Origin of the sequence: Corynebacterium sp. (assembly GCF_012838985.1) — a bacterium.
Taxonomy (GTDB): Bacteria; Actinomycetota; Actinomycetes; order Mycobacteriales; family Mycobacteriaceae; genus Corynebacterium.
Genome location: NZ_DUOE01000133.1, coordinates 1 through 23703 on the forward strand (window position 1 = coordinate 1; position 23703 = coordinate 23703).

General features: G+C 69.8%; 18 protein-coding genes and 1 tRNA gene. 13 read left to right on the forward strand and 6 right to left on the reverse strand.

Going from position 1 to position 23703, the window contains the following annotated elements:
• Positions 1-86: 86 nt before the first annotated feature.
• A complete protein-coding gene (locus GXZ33_RS07790) occupies positions 87-527 on the forward strand; it encodes a hypothetical protein (protein ID WP_291340274.1) in 441 nt (146 codons plus the stop codon).
• Here the strand turns inward: GXZ33_RS07790 and GXZ33_RS07795 are convergent.
• Both GXZ33_RS07795 and GXZ33_RS07800 read right to left on the reverse strand, forming a co-directional pair.
• The gene (locus GXZ33_RS07795) at positions 524-1735 is read right to left on the reverse strand and encodes a hypothetical protein (RefSeq protein ID WP_291340275.1); all 1212 of its coding nucleotides are present in this window, start codon (positions 1733-1735) and stop codon (positions 524-526) included. The two genes, GXZ33_RS07790 and GXZ33_RS07795, sit on opposite strands and share 4 nt — an antisense overlap.
• Entirely contained in the window at positions 1732-3102 is a 1371-nt protein-coding gene (locus GXZ33_RS07800; protein ID WP_291340276.1) for a DEAD/DEAH box helicase, read from the reverse strand. The genes GXZ33_RS07795 and GXZ33_RS07800 overlap by 4 nt, the downstream gene beginning before the upstream one ends.
• A gap of 38 nt (positions 3103-3140) precedes the next feature.
• Between GXZ33_RS07800 and GXZ33_RS07805 the strand changes: the two genes are divergently transcribed.
• From GXZ33_RS07805 to GXZ33_RS07840, 8 genes are read left to right on the forward strand one after another with little or no spacing between them, the layout of a single operon-like run.
• Complete coding sequence (locus GXZ33_RS07805; protein ID WP_291340277.1) at positions 3141-3368, forward strand: DUF3107 domain-containing protein; 228 nt, start codon at positions 3141-3143, stop codon at positions 3366-3368.
• 13 nt (positions 3369-3381) lie between these two features.
• The gene (locus tag GXZ33_RS07810; RefSeq protein ID WP_291340278.1) at positions 3382-4290 is read left to right on the forward strand and encodes a DUF3152 domain-containing protein; all 909 of its coding nucleotides are present in this window, start codon (positions 3382-3384) and stop codon (positions 4288-4290) included.
• 12 nt (positions 4291-4302) lie between these two features.
• Positions 4303-5076 carry a TIGR02569 family protein gene (locus tag GXZ33_RS07815; RefSeq protein WP_291340279.1) on the forward strand — a complete coding sequence of 258 codons (774 nt, stop codon included), beginning with the start codon at positions 4303-4305 and terminating at the stop codon, positions 5074-5076.
• A 3-nt stretch (positions 5077-5079) separates the two neighbouring features.
• Complete coding sequence (locus GXZ33_RS07820; RefSeq protein ID WP_291340280.1) at positions 5080-8127, forward strand: ATP-dependent DNA helicase; 3048 nt, start codon at positions 5080-5082, stop codon at positions 8125-8127.
• Positions 8120-11344: a UvrD-helicase domain-containing protein gene (locus tag GXZ33_RS07825; protein WP_291340281.1), complete on the forward strand. Its 3225-nt coding sequence runs from the start codon at positions 8120-8122 to the stop codon at positions 11342-11344. The genes GXZ33_RS07820 and GXZ33_RS07825 overlap by 8 nt, the downstream gene beginning before the upstream one ends.
• 39 nt (positions 11345-11383) lie before the next feature.
• A complete protein-coding gene (locus GXZ33_RS07830; protein WP_291340282.1) occupies positions 11384-12481 on the forward strand; it encodes a potassium channel family protein in 1098 nt (365 codons plus the stop codon).
• Positions 12453-13196, forward strand: a complete 744-nt coding sequence (locus GXZ33_RS07835; protein ID WP_291340283.1) for an NAD(+) diphosphatase — start codon at positions 12453-12455, stop codon at positions 13194-13196. The genes GXZ33_RS07830 and GXZ33_RS07835 overlap by 29 nt, the downstream gene beginning before the upstream one ends.
• Complete coding sequence (locus tag GXZ33_RS07840) at positions 13193-15241, forward strand: ATP-dependent DNA helicase UvrD2 (RefSeq protein WP_291340284.1); 2049 nt, start codon at positions 13193-13195, stop codon at positions 15239-15241. The genes GXZ33_RS07835 and GXZ33_RS07840 overlap by 4 nt, the downstream gene beginning before the upstream one ends.
• On the opposite strand, the gene GXZ33_RS07845 is transcribed toward GXZ33_RS07840, so the two are convergent.
• Positions 15196-16071: a hypothetical protein gene (locus tag GXZ33_RS07845; RefSeq protein WP_291340285.1), complete on the reverse strand. Its 876-nt coding sequence runs from the start codon at positions 16069-16071 to the stop codon at positions 15196-15198. The two genes, GXZ33_RS07840 and GXZ33_RS07845, sit on opposite strands and share 46 nt — an antisense overlap.
• Before the next feature lie 33 nt (positions 16072-16104).
• Between GXZ33_RS07845 and GXZ33_RS07850 the strand changes: the two genes are divergently transcribed.
• Complete coding sequence (locus tag GXZ33_RS07850) at positions 16105-16605, forward strand: YgjP-like metallopeptidase domain-containing protein (RefSeq protein WP_291340286.1); 501 nt, start codon at positions 16105-16107, stop codon at positions 16603-16605.
• Positions 16606-16616: 11 nt separating this feature from the next.
• On the opposite strand, the gene GXZ33_RS07855 is transcribed toward GXZ33_RS07850, so the two are convergent.
• Complete coding sequence (locus GXZ33_RS07855) at positions 16617-17990, reverse strand: zinc-dependent metalloprotease (protein WP_291340287.1); 1374 nt, start codon at positions 17988-17990, stop codon at positions 16617-16619.
• A 115-nt stretch (positions 17991-18105) separates the two neighbouring features.
• On the opposite strand from GXZ33_RS07855, the gene GXZ33_RS07860 reads away from it, so the two are divergent.
• Complete coding sequence (locus tag GXZ33_RS07860) at positions 18106-19146, forward strand: PDZ domain-containing protein (protein WP_291340291.1); 1041 nt, start codon at positions 18106-18108, stop codon at positions 19144-19146.
• On the opposite strand, the gene GXZ33_RS07865 is transcribed toward GXZ33_RS07860, so the two are convergent.
• Together GXZ33_RS07865 and GXZ33_RS07870 are read right to left on the reverse strand one after the other, a co-directional pair.
• Positions 19143-19835 (reverse strand): hypothetical protein, encoded by a 693-nt coding sequence (locus GXZ33_RS07865; protein WP_291340288.1) that lies wholly within the window; start codon positions 19833-19835, stop codon positions 19143-19145. The two genes, GXZ33_RS07860 and GXZ33_RS07865, sit on opposite strands and share 4 nt — an antisense overlap.
• 39 nt (positions 19836-19874) lie before the next feature.
• Positions 19875-20405: a PPA1309 family protein gene (locus tag GXZ33_RS07870; RefSeq protein ID WP_291340289.1), complete on the reverse strand. Its 531-nt coding sequence runs from the start codon at positions 20403-20405 to the stop codon at positions 19875-19877.
• 96 nt (positions 20406-20501) lie between these two features.
• On the opposite strand from GXZ33_RS07870, the gene GXZ33_RS07875 reads away from it, so the two are divergent.
• On the forward strand, positions 20502-23477 hold the full coding sequence (locus tag GXZ33_RS07875; protein ID WP_291340290.1) for a UPF0182 family protein: 2976 nt from the start codon (positions 20502-20504) through the stop codon (positions 23475-23477).
• Between the two features lie 100 nt (positions 23478-23577).
• Positions 23578-23654 (forward strand) — tRNA-Met (locus GXZ33_RS07880).
• Positions 23655-23703: the final 49 nt, after the last annotated feature.

Consider the following 23703-nt stretch of genomic DNA (forward strand, 5'->3'; position numbering starts at 1 on the left):
GCATGTTCGCGCCCCCGCACCCGCCTCCTGGCATCCGGCCGGCCGGGACCGTCCGTCCGGCGGGCGGACGTATAGAGTAATGAGCCGTGACTGACGTGAATCCCCGCCCCCAGCGTCCTCTGCCGCCCGCCCCCATCCGGTGGGCCGGCATCATCGCCATCGTGCAGTCGGCGATCGTGCTCGCCTTCGCCGCACTCCTCGTCGCCCGGGACATCATGGGCGCGCGTGAGGCCGACCTGATCTCCGACAGCGCGAACATCAACTGGGTCGGCACCGGCACCGCGGTGTTCCTCGGCCTCATCTTCGGCGCCGCGATCTTCGCCGCGGTCTGGATGATGCGCGGCCACCAGTGGGGCCGCGGCCTCGTCATCTACCTGGAGATCATCACCCTGGGCCTGGCGTACTTCATGTTCACCGGCGGGGTGGCGTTGGCGGGTGTCATCACCGCGCTCTCCGCGGTCGCGGCCCTGTTCTTCCTCTTCAACCGCAGCTCCCTCGAGTGGGCGGAGGCACGGCACGGTTTCTAGGGGCCGGGGACGAGCCCCACGACGAGATCGCCCCGCTTCTCCAGGACCGTCCCGCCCACCACGTTCAGCGACACCATCCCGGCGTACCCTCCGCGGTCGACCGGGATGGTGTTCTCTGTCTCACCGGTCGTCCAGTCCACCACGGCGATGCCCTCCGGCACCGGCATGAGCAGACGTTCCCCCACGGCGACACCCGGGCCCAGGGCCTCCGGGAACTCGTGCTGCACCTCCAGCCCGGCGGGGGAGAGGAGGACGAGGCTGTCCCCGTCGAACCACGTGAGGTGGTGCGGCAGGTCGGCGGTGACCGGGGCATGGGGCAGACCATCCACGGCCGCGGGCAGGGGAGCACCGCGTTCGTGGCGGTGCAGTTCGACGCCCTCGTCCGAGTAGGACACGAGTGCCTGGTCGGTGACCACAGTGGCCCCCTCCTCGCCGACGGCGACCAGGAAGGAACCGGGGTCGGGCAGCTCCACCGAGGCCCCGACCTCCGGGGAACGGGACTCCTCCGGCGTGGCCTCCTGGAAACGGAGCCAGGCGCCGTCCTCGCACACCTCGGTGACCGCCAGGAGCGTCGTACGGGTGAGCGCGGAGGTCAGTTCACACCCCGGATGCGGCTGCAGATTCGGTTCCTGCAGCGCCTCGACGTGGCCGTACTCGACGGTGCGGACCATGTCAGAGCGCCACAGCTCCAGACGGTCCGTCCCCACCGTGCCGATGCGGTCGTTGGAGGCCAGCGCCACGACGTCGTCGGGTGACAGATCGGAACGGGTGCGCTCGTAGGTGCCGGTGGCGGCGTCGATGGCCACCACGTCACCACAGCCGTTGCCCGCCCGCCACGTGGTGACCACCCGACCCCACGCCACGCCGAGGGAGCACAGCTCCAGGTCACGTTCATAGGTCCACACGACCTGCCCCGCCGGGTCGAGGGCGGAGACCCGGTGTCCGTCGGAGGTGACCACGAGTCCGTCGATGACCACGGGCCGGTGCACGCCGGGCAGGGCCCGGTCCACCACCGACCACGACTCCGGGAGGGCGTCGGGCACGGTGTCCAGCTGTTCCGGGGCGGTGTACTCCGTCTCCGCCGGGGTCAGTTCCGACGACCGGATCGGGGCGGTCAGCCACACCCCCGCCACGGCGGCCAGGGACACCACGGTGATGGCACCCGTGGCGAGCAGATCACCACGGGTGCGGCGGAGCGGGCGGTTCATCGACGGCGACCCCGACCGCTGCGGTCACGACGGTCACCCCGGTCACGGTGCTCACTGCGGGGACCACGCGAGGTGCGGGGACCCCGCCCACGGACGGCGGCGGCCGCCCCACCGAAGACGCGACGCGGCTTACCCACCGACTCCTGGGCACCCTCGGGGATCGAGAGGGCGTCGAAAAGCTCCGGTGACGTGGAGAACCACTGCGGGGGCTCCGGCAGATCCATGTCGAGCTCGTCGTTGATGGCCTTCCACTTGGGCAGCTCGTCGTAGCCCACGAGGGTGATCGCGGTGCCCGAGTGGCCCGCGCGACCGGTACGGCCGATGCGGTGGACGTAGGTCATCGGGTCGTCCGGGGTCTGGTAGTTGATCACGTGCGTGACGTCGTCGATGTCGATGCCGCGGGCGGCGACATCGGTGGCCACGAGGATCTCGATGGTGCCCTCACGGAAGGCGTTGAGCGACTTCTCGCGGGCCGGCTGCCCCATGTCACCGTGGACCGCGCCGACGGTGAAGCCACGGCCGGCGAGTTCCTCGGCGACCTCCGCGGCGGTGCGCTTGGTGCGCGCGAAGATGATGGTGCGGCCCCGGCCGTTCGCCTGCAGGATGCGGGCGGTGACGGCGGCCTTGTCCATGCGGTGCGCCATGAAGACGACCTGCTCCGTCGTGGAGTGGGTCTGCGCGGCCCCGGCCTCCTCCGCGCGGATGTGCACCGGCTGGGTGAGGAAGCTGCGGGCCAGGGTGATGATCGGGCCGGGCATCGTCGCGGAGAAGAGCATCGTCTGGTGCTCGTGCTCGAGGGCACGGAGGATCTTCTCGATGTCCGGCAGGAAACCGAGGTCGAGCATCTCGTCGGCCTCGTCGAGGACGAGGATGGCGACGCGGTCCAGCTGCAGGTCACCGCGCTGGTAGAGGTCGATGATGCGGCCCGGGGTGCCGACGACCACGTCGATGCCCGCCTCCAGAGCCTCGATCTGCTCCTCATAGGGACGGCCACCGTAGATGGTGGTCAGACGGACCGGGATCTTCGCGGCGGCGCGGGCGAGATCCTCACCCACCTGGACGGCGAGCTCCCGGGTCGGGACCACCACGAGGGCACGCGGGGTGCCGTCGAGCTCCTCGACATCGGCGGAGTCGAAGACCCGGTCGAGCAGAGGCACACCGAAACCGAGGGTCTTGCCCATGCCGGTACGGGCCTGACCGATGAGGTCCGTGCCGTCGAGCGCGAGGGGGAGGGTCAGCTCCTGGATCGCGAACGTGCGGGTGATTCCCTCGGCGGCGAGAGCCTCACAGATCTCCACCGCCACACCGAGTTCAGCAAAGGTCGGGGAAGCGGACTGGGACGAGGAATGCGAGGTAGGTGCAGACACAACCTAGATACTATCGGTCCCGGTCTATGATGGGGCCCATGGATATCAAGATCGGTTTTGCAGATTCGCCCCGTGAGCTCGTGATCACCACCGAGGACAACCAGGAGGACGTGTCCCAGCAGGTCGCCGAGGCCCTGGACAATGACCAGGCGACGCTGCAGCTGACCGACGCCAAGGGCGTCCGCTACATCGTCCGTGCACGCCAGATCGCCTGGGTCGAGCTGGGCACCACCACCCAGCGCTTCGTCGGCTTCGCCGGCGCTTAAACCCCGGCGTTCCATGACCTCCCGTTCCTCCGGGTCCGTGCTGGCCCGATACGCCCGTGACCTGGGATGGCGTGCCTACGCCATCCCGGTTCTCGTCGTGATCACCGTCTGGGTGCTCATCGACGTCTTCACGTCACCCGCGGACCCGGGCACGACGGACAGCCCCGTGAACGCCACGTCACGGACCCAGGACCGGGAGGCCGCCGACGGCGACGGGACCCGGCACGGGCCCAACCCCGCCGACGACCCCGACCAGACGCTGCCCATCAACCAGCTGCCGCCCGGGGGCCCGTACACCGAACGCGGTGAGGGGACCTTCCGCACGGTGGGTACCCCCGGCATGACCGCGGGGGAGGGACTGGAGACGGTCATCCGTTACGTCGTCGAGGTGGAGGACGGCGTCGACACGGCGGGTTCCGGTGGCGACGACGCCCTGGCCGCCATGATCGACGCCACCCTGTCCAACCCCAAGGGCTGGACCAACGACACCGCCTTCCGCTTCGAGCATGTCGCCCCCGACCAGGAACCCACCATGCGGATCCAGCTCACCAGCGTGGGCACCACCCGTGAACTCTGCGGGGGCCGTGACCTGGAGATGGAGACCAGCTGCCACATCCGCATCGACGGCGTCTCCCGCGTGCTCATCAACGAGTCCCGCTGGGTCCGCGGCGCCGCCCCCTTCAACGGTGACCTCGGCTCCTACCGCCAGTACCTGGTCAACCACGAGGTCGGCCACGGACTGGGCTACGCCGCCCACGAGGCGTGCGCGGCCGACGGTGAGCTGGCGCCGATCATGATGCAGCAGACGCTCTCGCTCAACAACGCGGAACTCCACGCCATCAACCCTGACGAGGTCTACCCGGACGAGAACGTCACCTGCCGCTACAACCCGTGGCCCTACCCGCGGCCCGCGGTGCTGTAGGGGAGCGCCCGCATGATGTACCAGGAGACCGTCCCCGCCCACGTGGTCAACGCGTTCCAGGGCGAGTCCGGGCTGCCGGAACCGGCGGGACACGCCTGGGACCACGGCTGGCGGATCGGCCCCGTCGTGTATTCCCGGGCCTCCGGCGTCGCCGCCGGCTGGTCCGCCAAGCTGCGTGGTTCCCTCCACGTCGACGGTGTGCGCCTGGCCCGCCCCGTACGGTCCACCGACGGCCGTTTCATCGTCGCCGGCTGGAAGGCCTCCACCTGGATCGACGGGGAACTGGCGCGCCGGGTCGATGAGACGGTGCTCGTGGCCCTGCGGCTGACGGAGGCCCTCGCGGGACTCAACGGCCATGCGCTCCCCCCGGAGCCGGAGGACTCCGACCCCTTCGTCCTCGCCGAGCAGCGGGCCTGGGAGGAGGACGCCCCGGAGTACCGGGAGATCTCCGGTCCGCTCCAGTTCGGGCATGCGGACCTGCTGGCCTGCACCCTGTACCACGGGAATCAGGCCCCGGCGGTGACGGACCTGGTGCCCTTCGCGGCGCCCCGTCCACCCGCGTACACCGCCGCGCTGGTCATGGTGGACGGTCTCATCGCGGGGGCCGTCGACGACGGCATCGTCGACCGTTTCCGTCATCTGCCCGACATCGACCAGCTGCTGCTGCGGGCGGTCGCTTACCGACGCCACGTCAACGAGCTCCACCCGCGGGGGTCATCGAACGCGCGGGCGCACATCCGGAGGGTGGAGGATCTCCTCATGTCGGAGGCAGCTGATACAAACTAGGGCATGACGTCTCCTGCACCGAAGCCCGTGGTCCGCCTTGTCGCGCGGAACCGGGATCTGCCCACCCGTACCTGGCCCGGCGACCTGCCCGCGAGCGGTGTCTGGCGGGTGACGGGGCCCGCGGGTTCCGGCGTGACCAGCCTGCTGGTGGACACCGTGCTGGAGCGTATCGGCTCCGGGGTGGACCCCACCGGCATCCTCGTCGTCGCCACGTCGAAGGAGACGGGGGCACTCATCCGCCGGGAACTCACGGACCGCCTGGCGGGCACGGACTTCGCCTCCGAGGCACCGCTCGTCCGGTCGGTGCACTCGTTGGCCTTCGCGTTGCTGCGGGACGCCTCCGAGGAGCCGGTGCGCCTGATCACCGGTGCGGAGCAGGACGCGGTCATCCGGGACCTGCTGCGGGGCCACGCCGAGGAGGGACGGGGGACCTGGCCGGTCGAGCACCGTCCCGCGCTCACCTTCGTGGGTTTCGCCCGTCAGCTGCGTGACTTCCTGCTGCGTGCCGCCGAGCGCGGCCTGTCCCCGGAGGACCTGGAGAACCTGGGCCAGCGGTACCGTCGTCCCATCTGGAGCGCCGCGGGTGGTTTCCTGCGGGAGTACGAGCAGACGATGGCGCTGTCCGCCGCCTCGAGCTACACCAGTTATTCCGCATCGGAGCTGGTCAGCGCGGTGCTGGAGAAGCCCGTCAAGTCCCGCTGGCACACGCTCGTCGTCGACGACGCCCAGCACCTCGACCCGACCTCCGCCGAGCTCATCCGGCGACTGATCCCCGGCACGGAGCTGGTGGTCGTCGGCGGTGATCCGGCGCAGTCGATCTTCCGTTTCCGTGGTGCGTCCCCCGAGTTCCTCACCGACCTGCCCGTCGACCACGAGATCGTCCTGCCGGAGTCCCGCCGCACGCCGGAGCGTGAGGTGGTCATCGTCGACTCGGCCACGGTGCAGAACGCGCTGATCGCCGACCGCATCCGGCGCGCGCACCTGCTGGAGGACGTCCCGTACTCGGACATCGCCGTCATCGTCCGCTCCACGGGGCAGATCGCCCCGGTGCGCCGGGCGCTGCTCGCCGCCGGGGTGCCGGTCCACCTCAACCCGACGGACGTGGTGCTCTCGGAGCAGCGCATCGTGGCCAACCTGCTGCTCGGTGTCCGCGCACTGACCGAGGAACTGGCACCCTCCGACCTGGAGGATCTGCTCCTCGGACCCGTCGGCGGGGCCGACCCGGTCACGCTCCGCCGCCTCATCCGCGGTCTGCGCCGCTTCGACCCGGCGACCCGCGGCATGGACACCCTCCGCGGACTGCTGCTCCCCGACACCCCGCTGCCTGACTTCGGGGGCCTCCTCACCGACCGTGAGCGTGCCATCCTCGACCGCATCCGCGGGGTGCTCGAGGCCGGTCGCGCGGCACTGCCCGGCCGCAACGTGGAGGAGGTCCTGTGGGCGGTGTGGTCCGCCACGGGACTCGCCGACCACCTGCTCGCCGCCTCCCTGCGGGGTGGCGCCACCGGTTCCCAGGCGGACCGTGACCTCGACGCCATGATGTCGCTTTTCGACGCCGCCGGCGACTACGCCGAGCGCCGCCCCACCGGCTCGGTCCGCGGCTTCCTCACGCACATCGAGGAGCAGGAGCTGCCCACCGGTGTCCGTGACCGCCGCACCGCCACCCCCGAGGCGGTCACCCTGCTCACCGCGCACGGCACCGTCGGCGGGGAATGGGGCCACGTCGTCCTCGCCGGCGCCCAGGAGGGTGCCTGGCCGTCCCTCGGCTCGACCGGCTCGCTCTTCGACCAGGAGGAGCTGGTCGAGCTCCTCGACTCCGACATCGACCCCGACCTGCCCGTCTCCCACACCGCCGACCGGCTCAAGGAGGAGCGCCGCCTCTTCCACGTGGCGACCTCACGGGCCACCAGCCGACTCCTCATCACCGCGGTCCACGCCCCCGAGGCCGAGGACCCGACCGAGCCCTCCCGCTTCATCGAGGAGTTCTGCACCGCCCACGACCTCACCCCCGCCCGCTACGCCGTCGACCCGGCGGACGACACCGCCGACTACGACCCGCTGCACGTGCGCCTGCTCTCCGTGCCCGGACTGCTCGCTGAGCTGCGCCGCGTGGTCTGCGACGACTCCGCCCGCACGGACGAGCGCACCCAGGCCGCCCGCCAGCTCGCCCGACTGGCGGAGGCCGGCATCCCCGGGGCAGCGCCGGAGGAGTGGTGGACGACCACGGCGCCGTCGACAAGCGAGCCCCTGCCGGCGGCGACCGCGCTGTCGCCCTCGCGCATCGAGGGGCTGCTGACGTGCCCGCTGCGGGAGGTCATCCAGCGGCTGGTCATCGAGGAGGAGACACCGGAGGCGATGGTCCGGGGATCGCTGGTCCACGCCTTCTTCGAGGCACTCGGAAGGGGTGCTGACGCGGACGAAGCGATGGCCCTGACCATCGCCGCCTGGGAGTCCCTGCAGAAGTCCCCGGAGTGGATGCGGGAGCAGGAGAAGGAGACCTTCGTCGCCCTCCTCCAGGAGACCGCCGGCTGGCTGCGGTCGCGGCGCATCAACTACACCCAGGTCGGTGTGGAGGTCGGGGTGAACGTTGAGGTCGCGGACGGTGTCCGCATCGGCGGGCGGATCGACATGCTCGACAAGGACAGCGGCGACCGGCACTGGATCGTCGACCTCAAGACCTCCCGGACGGCGGTCAGCGCTGACGCGGCGAAGGAACATCTCCAGCTCAGGGCCTATCAACTCGCCCTGAGCAGGGGGGTGATGAGGGAGGGACAGATCACCGACCCCGCCCCCGGGGAGAAGCCTCTGCAGGTCGCGGGCGGCAAGCTCGTCTTCCCCGCGCACGTGACCCCGACATATGGCGTGGCCGAAAGGGACCAGGAGCCGCAGACCCCCGAGGCGCTGGCGGAGTTCGCGGAACTGCTGCCCCCACTCCTGGCGGAACTGCGCGGCCCCGTCCTCACCGCCCGCGCCAACGACCACTGCGACCGCTGCCCCGTGCGGGGCCTGTGCCCCATCCAGTCCGAAGGAAAGGTGATCACCCGTGCGTGAGACCTCCCCCGTCCTGCTCTCCAAGTACCTGGGGCAGAAGTTCCCGCCGACCGAACAGCAGGCCGCCATCATCGGTGACCGACCCGGCCCCCTGCTCGTCGTCGCCGGCGCCGGTGCCGGAAAGACCGAGACCATGGCCGCACGTGTCGTGTGGCTGGTGGCCAACGGACTCGCGCGTCCGGACGAGATCCTCGGACTGACCTTCACCCGCAAGGCGGCCCAGGAACTCGGCCGCCGCATCCGGCAGCGGCTGGAGACCCTCGCCGGGGTGCCCGCGATCCGGGACATCGACCCCAGCGGCGAGCTCGAGAAGACCCTGAGCACCATCGCTCCGACGGTGTCCACCTACGATTCCTACGCCGGTCAGCTCATCCGGGAGTACGGCCTGCTCGTGCCCGTCGAACCGGCCGCCCGCATCATCACAGACGCGGACCTGTACGCCATCGCCCACGAGGTGGTGTCCAACTACCGGGGCGAACTGCGGGCCACCCAGCAGGTGTCCACGGTGACGGAGTACCTGCTCAAGCTCATCGACGAGATGAACAACCAGGTCATGAGCCCGGCGGATCTCGAGGAGGAGACCCGCGCCTTCCTCCTCGGCATGGAGGAGCTCCCGCTCGACGGGACGAAGGACTACAACAAGCCCACACTGAAATGGCCGGAGATCCAGCAGCTGCGCCTGCAGTACCTGCCGCTCATCGAGGAACTCCGGGCGGAACTCAAACGCCGCGACGTGGTCACGTTCAACGAGCAGATGTCCGTCGCCGCACGTCTGGCCTCCGAGCACCCGGCCATCGGCGCGAGCCAGCGCTCCCGCTACAAGGTCATCATGCTGGACGAGTACCAGGACACCTCCCACGCCCAGCGCATCCTGCTGTCCAGCCTGTTCGGCAAGGTCAACGAGGGTTCCACCATCACGGCCGTCGGCGATCCCATGCAGTCGATCTACGGGTGGCGTGGTGCCACCGCCGCCAACCTGGAGGCCTTCGTCGATGACTTCCGGCTCGGTGACGCACCCACCCTCAAGCGCGAGCTGACCACCTCGTGGCGTAATCCGCCGGAGATCCTCACGCTGGCCAATGCCGTCTCCGACAGCGTCCTCGGGCGGGGCAGCGACCGTGCCGTCGCCGCCCTGGAACCGCGCGAGGGCGCGGACGCCGGGGAGGTCCACCTCGGTTTCTACGCGGAGCAGGCCGAGGAGATCGAGGCCGTCGCCGATCTCATGGCCCGGGAATTCCGCGCGAAGAAGGAGGCGGGGGAGAAGTTCACCGGTGCGGTGCTGGTGCGTGCGAACAAGCACTCCCAGGACATCGCCGACGCACTCAACGAGCGGGGCATCCCCTTCGAGATCGTCGGCCGCGGCGGACTGCTGCGCACCCCGGAGGTCGCCGACGTCGTGGCCCTGGCGACGATGCTCATCCGCCCGCAGGACTCCGCGGCGGCGCTGCGGGTGCTCACCGGACCCATGGTGGGGCTGGGGCTGTCGGACCTCGTGGCACTGGGACGACGCGCGAAGAACCTCGCCGGCCACGGGGAGAGGGTCCTCCACCCCGAGGAGCCGATGGAGCGGCTGGCCTCCCAACTGGCCGAACTGACCGCGGATCCGCCGGACCAGGTGCCGGGGCTGACGGACGCCGTCGCCGACCTCGGAGAACGGCAGCGGTACTCCGAGGAGGGGGTGCAGCGTCTCGAGCTGCTGTCCTCCCGTCTGCGTCGGCTCCGCACGCAGAGTCTGAGCAAGTCCCTGCCGGACCTGTTCGCGGACATCGAGAACGTCTTCGGGGTCCGCACCGAGGTTCTCGCCTCCGGGAACATCGCCGGCGCCGTGCACCTGGACCGTCTCCACGACGAGGTCGCCTCCTACTCCGGTGAGAGCCTCAGCGGTCTGCTCGACTTCTTCGCCCTCGCCCTCGAACACGAGGACGGGCTGGAACCCGGCGAGGTGGTGGTCCGTGAGGACCAGGTGCAGATCCTCACCGCCCACAAGGCCAAGGGCCTGGAGTGGGACGTGGTGGCCGTCGTCCACGCCGACAGCACCACCTACCAGGCGAAGGTGTCCACCTTCCTCACCAACGTGACCAAGGTGCCTGACCCCAGCTTCACCGCGCTGGGGGACGCCGCCGACCGCAAGGACTTCGAACGCCTGGTCAACGGGGCCAAGGCCACCAGGGACCGGGACGAGATCGTCGGCTGGCTGCAGGAACGCAGAACGGCCGAGGAAGAGGAGGCGTCGCGCCTGTTCTACGTCGCCATCACCCGCTCCGAGCGTGTCCTGTCGGTCACCGGGTCACGGCGGATCAAGAGCGCCGATCCTTATGAGCACCTCGTGCGCCTCAAGGAGGCCGCTCCCGAGGCGGTCGTGGCCTGGGAGACGGCGAAGCGGGAGGACGCGGAGGATGACGCGGACGTCGAGAAGCAGGAGGTCGAGACCGGCACCTTCCCGCAGCTGCACCCGGAACCCCGTGCCCTGGCCGGCGCGGAGCTGGTGCGGCAGGCACGTGAGCAGCTGCCCGCCCAGGTCACGGGCGAGACCTTCGACTTCTGGGAGGCGGAGGTCACGGCCCTGATCGAGGAGCACGAGGCCGCGCAGGCCCCGGTCGTCGAGGTGGCGCTGCCGGGTGAGCTCACCGCGACGGACCTGGTGAATCTGCGGGCCGATCCGCTGCAGTTCGCGCGTCGTCAGCGGCGCCCGGTGCCGTTCAAGCCGAACCAGTACGCCAAGCGCGGCACCGCGTTCCACGAGTGGCTGGAGGACCGTTTCGGGGCCACGGCGCTGCTCGACGAGGATCAGCTGCCGGGCCTCGATGAGCCGCCCGTCGACGCCGATGACCTGGTGAAGCTGAAAGAGTCCTTCCTGGCCAGTGAGTGGGCGGACCGGACCCCGGAGTTCGTGGAGCAGCCCTTCGAGGTGACCATCGGCGAGTCGGTGGTGCGCGGACGCATGGACGCCGTGTTCCGTGATCCGGAGGATCCGACGGGCTGGCTGATCGTCGACTGGAAGACCGGTCGGCCCCCGAGCGGCCCGGACCGGAAGGCCGCGATCATCCAGCTGGCGGTGTACAGGGAGGCGTGGCGCCGGATCATCGGCGAGGACGTTCCCGTGCGTGCGGCTTTCCACTACGTGGGCTGGGGCGAGACCCTGGAGCCGCACGATCTGCCGGGTCATGCGGAGCTGGTGGAACTGCTGGAGGAGGCGGTCGTCGGCAAGCGGTCGTAGGCAGTAGAGTCAGGGAGCAGAAACAGGAAGGAGTCCGGCATGCGCAACCGCATCCGCGAGAGATTCCGCGGTGACACGGAGCTGAGCAAGCTGCCGGATCACGCGCTGCTCGGGATCATCAACATTCCGGGCTCCGTGGCGGCGAGTCCGTGGGCGCTCATCGGGCGTCGCGTGCTCTACGCCTACCTCCTGTTGTTCCTGGTGGCGTTCATCGTCTACCTGGACAAGGACGGCTACACCGAGGACCTGACGTTCATCGACGCGTTCTACTACTCGACCGTCTCCCTGTCGACGACCGGTTACGGCGACATCACCCCGGTGACGCAGTCCGCCCGACTGATGAACATCGTGGTCATCACACCGCTCCGGATCGGCTTCGTCATCCTCCTCGTCGGCACGACACTGTCGGTGCTGACGGAGAATTCCCGCAAGACCCTGCAGATCCAGCGTTGGAGGAAGTCCGTGCGCAACCACACCATCGTCATCGGTTACGGCACCAAGGGGCGCTCCGCCGTGTCGGCGCTGCTCGCCGACGGCGTGCCCGCCAACCAGATCGTCGTCGTCGACACCGACAAGCAGGCGCTGTCCCGCGCCGAGAACCAGGGACTGGTCACCGTCTACGGTTCCGGCACGAAGGCGGAGGTGCTCAAGATCGCCGGTGTCACGCGTGCCCGCTCCGTCGTCGTGGCCCCCAGCATGGACGACACCGCCGTGCTGGTCACGCTGTCGGTCCGGGAGATCGCGCCGTCGGCGATGATCGTCGCCAGTGTCCGCGAGTCCGAGAACCAGCACCTGCTGGAGCAGTCCGGCGCCGACTCGGTGGTCATCTCCTCGGAGACCGCCGGCCGTCTCCTCGGCCTGGCGACGGTCACCCCGTCGGTCGTGGAGATGATGGAGGACCTGCTCAGCCCCGACGAGGGTTTCTCCGTCGCGGAACGCCCCATCGCGGAGGACGAGGTCGGCGCCAACCCGCGCCACCTCGCCGACATCGCTCTCGGGCTGGTCCGTTCCGGTGAGCTCTACCGCATCGACTCCCCTGAGGCGGAGACCGTCGAACCGGGCGACCGTCTCCTGTTCATCCGCCACGTCACCGGGGAGGACGTGAAACATGTTCCTGCCGATCGGCCCCGCGGGTGAGGTCCCCGTCGCGGAGGACGGCACACCCCTGCGCTTTCCGACGCCCCCTCACCCCGGCCTGACCGTCCGCGTCACCGCCGACCTGGCCGCCGTGCGCCTCAGCCGGGAGCAGCTGGAGTCCCTGCTGCCGGCCGGGGGACGGGTGGCCGACCCGCGGGCCTTCGGGCATGACCGCACCATCTCCCGGGCGATCGCCCTGCTGCGGCACCGGGAGCTGTCGGGTTTCGACCCGGTCGACGGGACCCCGTTGTCCTTCGAGTCGGACGGGGTCGTCGCGGTGGGTGGGGCGGGCCGCCGGATCTTCCCGCGCCTCGACCCGGCCGTCATCGGCCTGGTGGAGCTGGCGGGGGAGCAGCGCATCCTGCTGGGACGCAACGCGCGCCGGGGCTCCTACTGGTCGCTCATCGCCGGGTACGTCGAGCCGGGGGAGAACCTCGAGGAGGCCTTCGCCCGGGAGGTCCGCGAGGAGACCGGCCGCCGCGTGAGCGATGTGCGCTACTGGGGCAGTCAGCCCTGGGCGGTGAGCAGTTCGCTCATGGTCGGTTTCACGTCCCTGACCAGCGACGAGGATCCGGTGGGGGAGACCGACGGGGAGCTCGCGGAGACCCGCTGGGTGGCGCGTTCCGAGCTGGACGGGCTACCCCTGGCCCGCCCGGGTTCGATCGCACATGCGATGATCACCGAGTGGAGGAACGCAAGGAGGACCACCCCGTGATCGACCTGTCCGAGCTCGACGACGACCAGCGCATCGCCGCCACCGCCCCCCGCGGGCCGGTGTGCATCCTGGCGGGTGCCGGCACGGGTAAGACCCGCACCATCACCTACCGCATCGCCCATCTCATCGACCGGGGTTTCGTCAGCCCCAACCGGGTGCTGGCCGTGACGTTCACGTCGCGGGCGGCCGGCGAGATGCGCCACCGCCTCAATCTCATGGGCATCGGCGGGGTGCAGGCCCGGACGTTCCACGCGGCGGCGCGTCGGCAGTTGTCGTATTTCTGGCCGCAGATCGCCGGCTCCCTGCCGTGGCGTCTGCTGGACAACAAGTTCCCCCTCGTCGGGCGGGCGGCCCGCGGTGTCGGCGTCGAGTCCACCACGGAGAACGTGCGTGACCTCCTCGGGGAGATCGAGTGGGCGAAGGCCAGCCTCATCACCCCGGACCAGTACCCGGAGCGCATCGAGAACTCCGACCGCACCCCGCCGGTCCCGGCCCTCAAGGTGGCCGAGGTGTACCGCCGCTACGAGGCCGCGAAGACCACGGAGGAGGGCATGCTCCTCGACTTCGACGACCTGCTCCTCCATGTCGCCGCCGCCCTGGAGAACGCCCCGGGTGTGGCCGATGAGTTCCGGGAGCAGTACCGCACCTTCGTCGTCGACGAGTACCAGGATGTGACCCCGCTCCAGCAGCGGGTCCTGCAGGCGTGGCTCGGCGACCGCGACGACCTCACCGTCGTCGGCGACGCCAACCAGACCATCTACTCCTTCACCGGGGCGACCCCGCGCTATCTCCTCGACTTCCCGCGGACCTACGAGAACGCCACCCTGGTGAAGCTGCAGCGTGACTACCGTTCCACCCCGCAGATCACCGACCTGGCGAACACCGTCATCGGGCAGGCCACGGGCCGGGCCGCCGGCACCCGCCTGGAGCTGCAGGGCATGCGTCCCGACGGCCCGCCGCCCACCTTCAACGCCTACGACGACGAGCCCACCGAGGCCCGCGAGGTCGCCGGGCAGATCCTCACCCTGCTCAACCGGGGTGTGCCGGCCAGTGAGATCGCGGTGCTCTACCGCATCAACGCCCAGTCGCAGGTCTTCGAGCAGGCGCTGGCCGACGCCGGGATCGTCTACCAGGTGCGCGGCGGCGAGGGCTTCTTCACCCGCCCCGAGATCCGGCAGGCCATCTCGGAGCTGGTCCGCGTCGCCCAACGCACCGACCTGCCCGACGATCCCGTCGCCGTCACCCGCGCGGCCCTCGCCCCGCTGGGTCTGACCCCCACGGAACCGGAGGGCGCGCAGGCCCGCGAGCGCTGGCAGTCGCTGGTCGCCCTCGTGGACCTGGTCGAGGAGCTCAAACGTGCCCAGCCGGACCTCGACCTGACGGGTGTGCTCCAGGCCCTGCGGCAGCGCGCCGACTCGAAGCACCCGCCGACCATGGAGGGCGTGACCCTGGCCAGCCTCCACGCCGCGAAGGGCCTGGAGTGGGACGCGGTGTTCCTCGTCGGGCTCGTCGAGAACACCCTGCCCATCTCCCACGCCATCAAGGCCGGGGCCCACCAGATCGAGGAGGAGCGCCGACTCTTCTACGTCGGCATCACCCGTGCCCGCGAGCACCTCCACCTGTCCTGGGCCCTGGCCCGGCAGGAGGGCGGCCGCAAGTCGCGCACCCGGTCCCGCTTCCTCGACGGGGTGGTCCCGGAGCTGGAGATCGAGAAGGTCCCGGCGCGCACGGTCCGCCCGAAGCGCTGCCGCGTGTGCGGCGGCGAGCTGAGCACCCCCGCGGAGAAGGTCCTGGGCCGCCACGAGGACTGCCCCTCCGGCGCCGACGAGGAGATCTTCGAGACCCTGCGTGCCTGGCGCGCCGAGGCCTCCCGCGAGGCCGGTGTCCCCGCCTACATCGTCTTCTCCGACGCCACGCTCATGGCGCTCGCCGAGGCCCTGCCCTCCAGCCGCAACGAGCTTCTCGACGTCCCCGGCGTCGGCCCCGTCAAGGTCGAGCGCTACGGCCCGCAGCTGCTCGCCGTGCTCGAGGCCTTCCGTTCGTAGACGAAGCACACCGGACACCGCGGGTGGACGTCCAGCACGTCGTGGGAGACCCCGGCCCACGGGTCGACGGTGATCAGCTCGCCCGGCACGGGGACAACGGGTGCCACCCCGGGCGGGGCGGGGGAGTCCACCAGCGACGCGATCACGGTGCCGGCCTGCGCCGCGACCATCGCCAGCGTCGCCGGTGCCGGGCTCACGGGACCGCCGGGCAGCTGCGTGACCACCCGGTGCCAGAACGGGTCCCGGTCGGTGAGGTGCAGGTCGGCGCAGAGGGGGCAGGGGCCGGTGGCGTCGATACGCAGCGGGCCGATGACCCCGCGGTGGTCGAGCACCGCCACACCCACCCACGTCCGCGCGAAGCGCGTCAGCATCGGCGCCATCGCGCGGGAGTGTGCGAGCCGGTCCACGACCACCACCGGGACGGTCACCTCCGCCGCCGCCAGGTAGGCGTACTCTGACTCCCCGCGCATCGGGGTGCGCACGTCCACGCCCGAGCGGTGCAGCAGCTCCGACAGTGACTGCGCCAGACGACCCCGCCCCAGGAGGATGACGCTGCGCTCCCGGCGCGGTACCAGGATGCGGTAGACGAGCAGGTCATCGAGCAGACTCACCGCTGCGGCGCGGGACAGACCCGCCCCGCACAGGCCGGTGACCAGCTCCTCCCGGGTGCGGCCGCGCCGGGCGCCGAGCAGCGTCGCCATGATGAGCGGCGCGTGTGACGTCTCGATGACGCCGGCGCGTGTCGCGTCCAACCCGAACTGCAGTGCGTCCCGGCCGCGCAGGTAGACGTGTGCCCCGTCGGCCAGCCGCAGGTGAATGCCATCCCCCATGGCCACATCTGACCACAGTTACAATGCCGTGTCATGCCGTCCCGCACCCCCGCCGTCGAGGTCATCCGTTCCGCCCGCCGCACCCGCACCGTGCAGGCCCGACTCGTCGGTGACACCGTCGAGGTGCGCATCCCCGCGCGGATGAGCGCGGCGGAGGAGGAGAAGGCCGTCGCCGACATCCTCGCCCGTCTCCGGCGGAAGCAGATGTCCACGGCCACCTCCGATGAGGATCTGCAGGCCCGGGCGGAGGAACTCAACGCCCGGCTTCTCGACGGCCGCGCCACCATCGGCTCCATCCGCTGGGTGTCCAACCAGAAGACCCGCTGGGGCTCGTGCACACCCTCGACCGGGGCGATCCGCATCACCGACCGCCTGCGGCAGGTGCCCGACTACGTCCTCGACGCCGTCATCCTCCACGAACTGGTGCACACCTTCATCCCCGGCCACGGCCCGGAGTTCTGGGAGTGGGCCGACCGGGCCCCGCAGGCCGAGCGTGCCAAGGGCTACCTGGAGGCCTACCAGCGCTTCGGGTGACAGCCGGGGTACTAGTCCTCCCGGTTGTCCGGGTCCTCCTCACCCTTCTCGTCCTGCTCCCGCAGCATCTCCTCGAGCTTGGCGAACTCGCGGTCGAACTCATCGGAGTCGCCCTCCCCGAGGAGGCCGTCGATGAAGTCGGCGGAGTTGTCCAGCTGCTCAGCGGAGGGCATGAGGTCCGGGTGCTCCCAGATGCCGTCGCGGCGCTCCTGGCCGACGGCGACGTCCACGCGGCGCCACAGCTCGACGGCCTCGGCGACCTTGGGGGCGGCGAACTCGATGCCGACGATCTTGGCGAAGGCCTGCTCGGCGGAACCGCCGGTGGCACGGCGGCGTCGCCACGCCTCGGTCATGACCGGGGTCGAGGGGATGCGCTCCGCCATGGCCTGGTCGACGACGTACTCGACCCAGCCCTCGACGAGGGCCAGCAGCGTCTCCAGGCGGGAGACCGCCTGGGCGTTGCGGGAGGAGATCCGCGGGGACAGGTCCATGCCCTGCAGACGCTGCATCGCGTCCTGGATGGCGGCCGGATCCCCGGACTCGAGGTTGAGCTCGCGGGTGGCCTCCTCGATGTGGGAGGTGTCGATGACCAGACCGGCGGCGTACTCCTCGACGGAGGAGACCAGACGCTCGACCAGCCACGGCACGTGACGGTAGAGACGCTGGCGCGCGGACTCACGGGCCGCGATGTAGACCATGAGCTCCTGGCCGGCGACGGTGAGCTCCTTGCCCGCGGCGGTGATGTTCGCCGGCAGGAGGGCGGTGACGTCGGTCGGGGCGACCGGCAGCCCGAAGTCGGAGCCCGTGAGGGCCTGCTTGGCCAGGTCGCCGAGGGCGTTGCCCAGCTGCATGCCGAAGTTCATGCCGGACATCTGGTTCATCATCTGCAGCATCGGGCCCATCATCTCGCGGGCCTCCTCCGGGAGGGAGGCGAGCTGGGCGTCGGCCATGTGCTCGGCGACCGGGCTGACCAGGCGCTTCCACATGGGGAGGGTCTGGGTGAGCCAGTCCTCGGCGTTCCAGGCCACGACGCGGCCCCCGGCGGTGGGCATCTGCGTGGCGTCGTCGAGCCACAGCTCCGCGAGGCGCACGGACTCCTCGACGGCCGCGCGCTCCTGGTCACCCACCGGGGAGGCATGGCCGATCTGCTGACGCGCGATGCGTTCCGCGAGGGCGTAGTTCACCGGGCCCTGCCCCTCGGGGGAGCTCATCGAGGAGCCCATGCCCGAGAGCATCTGGCCGAACTGACTGAGCATGTCGCCCAGCCCGCCCGATCCGTCAGCACCGCCGAAACCGAACGCGCCGAACGGGTTCTGATCGCGGCGCGACTTGTCGTCGTCATCGTCGCCTGGTCCGAAAGAGAAGCCGAATCCGCCTGTGTTCATGGCACCCAATCTACCGCCCGGTGCGCACCACAGGCCACGATGTCGGCAACGCTGACAGCGAACACAGGTACCCTGATCTCTCGTGAATGCGACATCGACCCCCGCCAGCCGCCGAATGCGCACCCTCGTGTGGGGTGGAGTGCCGGTGATGGCACTGGCCGCGCTGGTCTCCATGGACCACATCCCCGGCACGGACATCTCCCTGACCGTGCCTTATGCCGCCGAGGGGCCGGGCCCGATGTTCGACACCCTCGGCGAGGTCGACGGCACCCCGGTGGTGGCCATCGAGGGCGCCGAGTCCGACGACACGGCCGGGGAGCTGCGGATGACCACCGTCTCCGTGCGCTCCGGCATGACCCTCGCGCAGGCGCTGAGCCGCTGGCTGACCACCGACGACACCCTCGTGCCCATCGAGCAGGTCTTCCCGCCGGATCTCAGCCCGGAGGAGGTCGAGCAGGCCAACAAGCAGGCCTTCACCTCCTCGGAGGCCGCCGCCACCGTCGCCGCGATGAACCATCTCGGTCGCCCGGTGGAGATCGTCGTCGCCGAGGTCATGCCGGAGTCGGCGGCCACCGGCCGCCTCCACGGCGGTGACGTGATCGTGGGGGTTGAGGGACAGGACGTCGACAAGCCGGGGCAGGTGCAGGAGATCGTCCGGGCGAAGAAGCCGGGCGAGGAGATCACCCTCGAGCTGCGCCGCGGCGGGGAGACCGTCACCGAGACCATCAGTCTGGGTGCGAATCCGCACGACGGGAAGGTCGCGATGCTCGGCGTCTACATGAACTCCCGACCGGTCAACGGGCTGGAGGTGTCCTACAACCTGCAGGACATCGGCGGCCCGAGCGCGGGCATGATCTTCTCGCTGGCGGTGATCGACAAGCTGACGCCGGGGGAGCTCAACGCGGGGCGCACCGTCGCCGGCACCGGCACCATCGCGGAGGACGGCACGGTGGGGAGCATCGGCGGCATCGAGCACAAGGTGCGGGCCGCGGCCGAGGACGGCGTCGAGCTCTTCCTCTCACCCGCGGCGAACTGCGCGGGGGCGCTCAAGGGGCAGAAGGGCGACATCGTCGTGGCGAAGGTGACCACCCTCGCTGAGGCGATCACCGCGATGGAGGATTTCGGCGCGGGCCGTGACGTCGTGACCTGCGGTTAGACGTCCGTCTCCTCGTCGTCCTCCTCCGGTTCCGCGGAGGGACGCTCGGCGAGGCCGAGTTCGTAGATGCGCTCCTCGGGGTCCACGCGGTCGGAGGAGACCATCTGCTGCATGACCAGGCCCTCCTCATTGTCGACGACCGTGATCACCGCCGTCGTCCCCAGCGTCGACCAGCCCACGACCTTGCGCCCGGTGTCCTCGACCACGCGCGAGCTGCGCAGCTCCGTGATGAGCTGCGTCGTCGACGCGGCCTTCGACATCGACTGGAAGAACTGGAACTGGCCGACCTCCGGGCCGGAGCACTCCCACGCGTTGGCGATGCTGTCGTTGCACGCCTGGAACTGACGGAACAGCGACGGTGGCGCCACGGAGCCGAAGATCTTCTGCACCTTCGCGACGTCCTCCGGCACCCCACGACTGCTTGTCGACGACACCGGGGTCGACTTCGACCCCGTCTCCCGGGGAGCACGGCTGGTCGTCGTCTCCGTCGTCCCGGGGGACGTCGGAGCCGCCGCAGACGTCGACGTCACGGTGGTGGGGGCGGTGCTCGTCGTGGCCGGGGTCGTCGGGGTGGCGGACGGCTCCGGGGTCTCATCCCCGGAGGAGCAGGCGACCAGGCTGACGCTGAGCAGCACCGCCGAGGCGACGGTTGTGACACGTCTGACGCGGGCAGGGCGGGGAAGTCGCACGGGGCTCAGGCTCCTTGGGGAATCATGGTCCGGCCCAGTCTAGTCGACCGGATCCGGGTCCTGCTCGAGTCCGAAGCGCAGCGCCTGGAGGACCCCGGGGGCGATGTCCGGGCCGCCGCGCAGTTCGATGTTGTCCTCGGCGAAGACGCCGCCCGCCTCCAGCTCCTCCTCGGTGGGACGCAGCTGCAGGAGCGTCAGCTCGACGCCCTCCTCACGCAGCACACCGGAGAAGAGTCGGGCCGGGCGGGCGTCGGCGAGCGAGGGGTCCGCGGAATCGCGGAACATGATCTCCTGCGCCAGGACCACACCCTCGATGACCTCCGGCCACGCCAGGCGGGACAGGTAGTCGCCGAGCTCGTCGGAGCCCGGGAGGATGTGCCCGGGCAGGTCCTGGACGACGAGCGTCAGCGGCGCGGCCCCATCCGGATCGGCCAGCTGATCAGCGAGGAGACGGGTGGGCACGAGCGCGAACAAGGTCGGTGCGGCGTCCCAGCCCTCGGCGTGCACGAACTCGACGGCCTCCATCATGGCCTTGTTCAGCGCCTGCGCGGTATTTTCGGGAACAGTCACGGTCCATCCTTCGTTGGTCACACAGGGGTGTACTTCTCTAGGCTAAGGACAGTACACCGGCAGAAATGTATGTCTTAAATATTTAGGAGAAGGATTTTGGCCACCGGCCTCTCACAACCCTCCCCGTCCGTCAGCCGACCCCCCAAGGTACTGAGCTGGATCATCGGCATCGTCGCCGCTCTGTTCATCCTGGCTCCCCTGGCGGTCGGCTTCTACACCGACTGGCTCTGGTTCGGCGAAGTCGACTTCCGTGGCGTGTTCACGAAGGTCCTGCTCGTCCGCTTCGCGCTGTTCTTCGCGTTCGCCCTGGTCGCCGGCTTCATCGTCTGGTTGGCCGGCTTCTTCACGTGGCGTAACCGACCGGACACGTTGGAGACGATGGACCTGAACTCCCCGGTCCACCAGTACCGCCAGGCCCTGGACAAGTCCGTCCGCGCCATCCTCATCGGTATCCCCGTCGTCGTGGGACTCTTCGCCGGCTTCGTCGGCCAGGGCACCTGGCGCACCGTGATGATGTTCCTCAACGGCGGGGACTTCGGGGTGAAGGACGCCCAGTTCGGGCACGACCTCGGCTTCTACGCCTTCAACCTGCCCATGATCCGCCTCACCGTGGACACCCTGTCCATGCTGCTGGTCGTCGCCTTCATCATCTCGATGATCGGCCACTACCTCCTCGGCGGCATCCGCATCGGCAACCAGGCGATGGGCGTCAAGGGACACATCTCCCGTCCCGCCCGCATCCAGCTCGCCGTCACCGGCGGCCTGTGGATGGTCCTGCAGGCGGTGTCCTACTTCCTGGACCGCTACACCCTGCTGTACTCCTCCCAGGAGACCTTCACCGGCGCCAGCTACACCGACATCCACGCGCACCTGCCGGCCAAGATGATCCTCATGATCATCGCGGTCTTCGTCGCCGTGGCGTTCTTCTCCGCGATCGTCCTCAAGGACCTGCGCATCCCGGCGCTCGGCGTCGTCCTGCTGCTGCTGTCCTCCTTCGTCATCGGCGTGGCCTGGCCGCTGCTCATGGAGCGCTTCTCCGTCCAGCCGAACCGCGTGGCCAAGGAAGCGGAGTACATCTCCCGCAACATCGAGGCCACCCGTCACGCCTACGGACTGACCGACGAACAGGTGACCTACCTCGATGACTGGGGTGCCGCCGGCGCCTCCGACGATGCCGTCGCCGCCGACGAGGCCACGATCTCCAACATCCGCCTCCTGGACCCGGAGATCCTGTCCCCGACGTTCACCCAGATGCAGCAGCTGCGTAACTTCTACGGCTTCCCGGACACCCTCAACGTCGACCGCTACGAGGTCGACGGCCAGATGCGTGACTTCGTCGTCGCCGCCCGCGAGATGGACCCCAACGCACTGCGTGAGAACCAGCGCGACTGGATCAACCGCCACACCGTCTACACCCACGGCAACGGCTTCATCGCCGCGCAGGCCAACACCGTCGATGAGGCGGCCCGTGACGCCGGCTCCACCCGTGGTGGCTTCCCGGTGTTCACCGTCTCCGACCTGCAGACCAACGCCGCCCGCCAGGCGGCGGAGGAGGCCGAGGAGCTCGGCATCAAGGTCGACCAGCCGCGCATCTACTACGGCCCGGTCATCGCCAACTCGAACGACGGCGCCGACTACGCCATCGTCGGTTCCGACGGCTCCGGCCCGGTCGAGTACGACACCGACAACTCCTTCTACACCTACGACGGCCAGGGCGGCGTCGACATCGGCAACATGTTCAACCGTGCCGCCTTCGCCCTGCGCTACCAGGAGATGAACCTCATCCTCTCCGACCGTGTCCACGGCGAGTCGAAGATCATCTTCGAGCGTGACCCGCGGTCCCGCGTCGAGAAGGTCGCACCGTGGCTGACCACCGACTCCAAGACCTACCCGGCCGTCATCGACGGTCGCGTCAAGTGGATCGTCGACGGCTACACCACCCTGCGTGCCCTGCCGTACACCGAGCAGACCTCGCTCACCGAGACCACCGTTGACGCCCTCAACCCGGACGGCACGACCCGCGCGCTGATCACCGACAACGTCGGCTACATCCGCAACTCGGTCAAGGCCACCGTCGACGCCTACGACGGCACCGTCGAGCTCTACGAGTTCGACACCGAGGACCCGGTCCTCAAGGCGTGGCAGGGCATCTTCCCCGACACCGTGAAGCCGGAGTCCGAGATCTCCGAGGAGCTGCGTCAGCACCTGCGCTACCCCGAGGACCTGTTCAAGGTCCAGCGTGACCTGCTGGCCCGCTACCACGTCTCCGACCCGGGCACCTTCTTCACCAACGACGCCTTCTGGTCCGTCTCCGAGGACCCGACCGCGCCGGAGGGCCGCTCCAACCTCAACCAGCCGCCGTACTACATCGTGGCCGCTGACCCGGAGACCAACGAGTCCAGCTTCCAGCTGATCACCCCGTTCCGTGGCCTCAACCGCCAGTTCCTCTCCGCGCACATGGCCGTCAGCTCCGACCCGGAGACCTACGGCAAGATCACCGTCCGCGTCCTGCCGACCAACACCCAGACCCAGGGTCCGAAGCAGGCCCAGGATGCCCTCATGTCCTCCGACCAGGTGGCACGTGACCGCACCCTCTGGGAGGGCACCAACGAGCTGCACAACGGTAACCTGCTGACCCTGCCGGTCGGCGGCGGCGAGATCCTCTACGCCGAGCCGATCTACTCGCAGCGCAAGAACCAGGAGTCGGCGTTCCCGAAGCTCCTGCGTGTGCTCGTGTCCTACAAGGGACGCGTCGGCTACGCCCCGACGATCTCCGAGGCACTCGCCCAGGTCGGCATCGACCCGCGTGCCGCCCAGGACATCGCCGGCTCTGAGGCGACCCCGGCGCCGGAGACCCCGGACACCACGGACGACACTGAGGCGGACGAGACCGAGGCCGCCGAGACCCCGACCCCGCCGGCCTCCGGGACCGGCACCGAGGGCGAGGCCATCGACCGCATCAACGAGGCCCTGCGCAAGCTCGAGACCGCCCGTGACGGCTCCTTCGAGGAGTACGGCAAGGCCCTCGACGAGCTGGACCGCGCCGTGGCAGAGTACCGCTCCACCAACTAAACCCTGCCCAGCCTGGGGATTTGCATGAATCCCCGGGCTGTGGGTATAGTTCAACATCTGCTACGGAAACGTGGCAAGGTGTAAGTGAATAAGCACCCGTCGCGGGGTGGAGCAGCTCGGTAGCTCGCTGGGCTCATAACCCAGAGGTCGTAGGTTCGAATCCTGCCCCCGCTACCAATTCACCACGGAACCCTCCCGACTTCGGTCGGGAGGGTTCCGTCGTTCC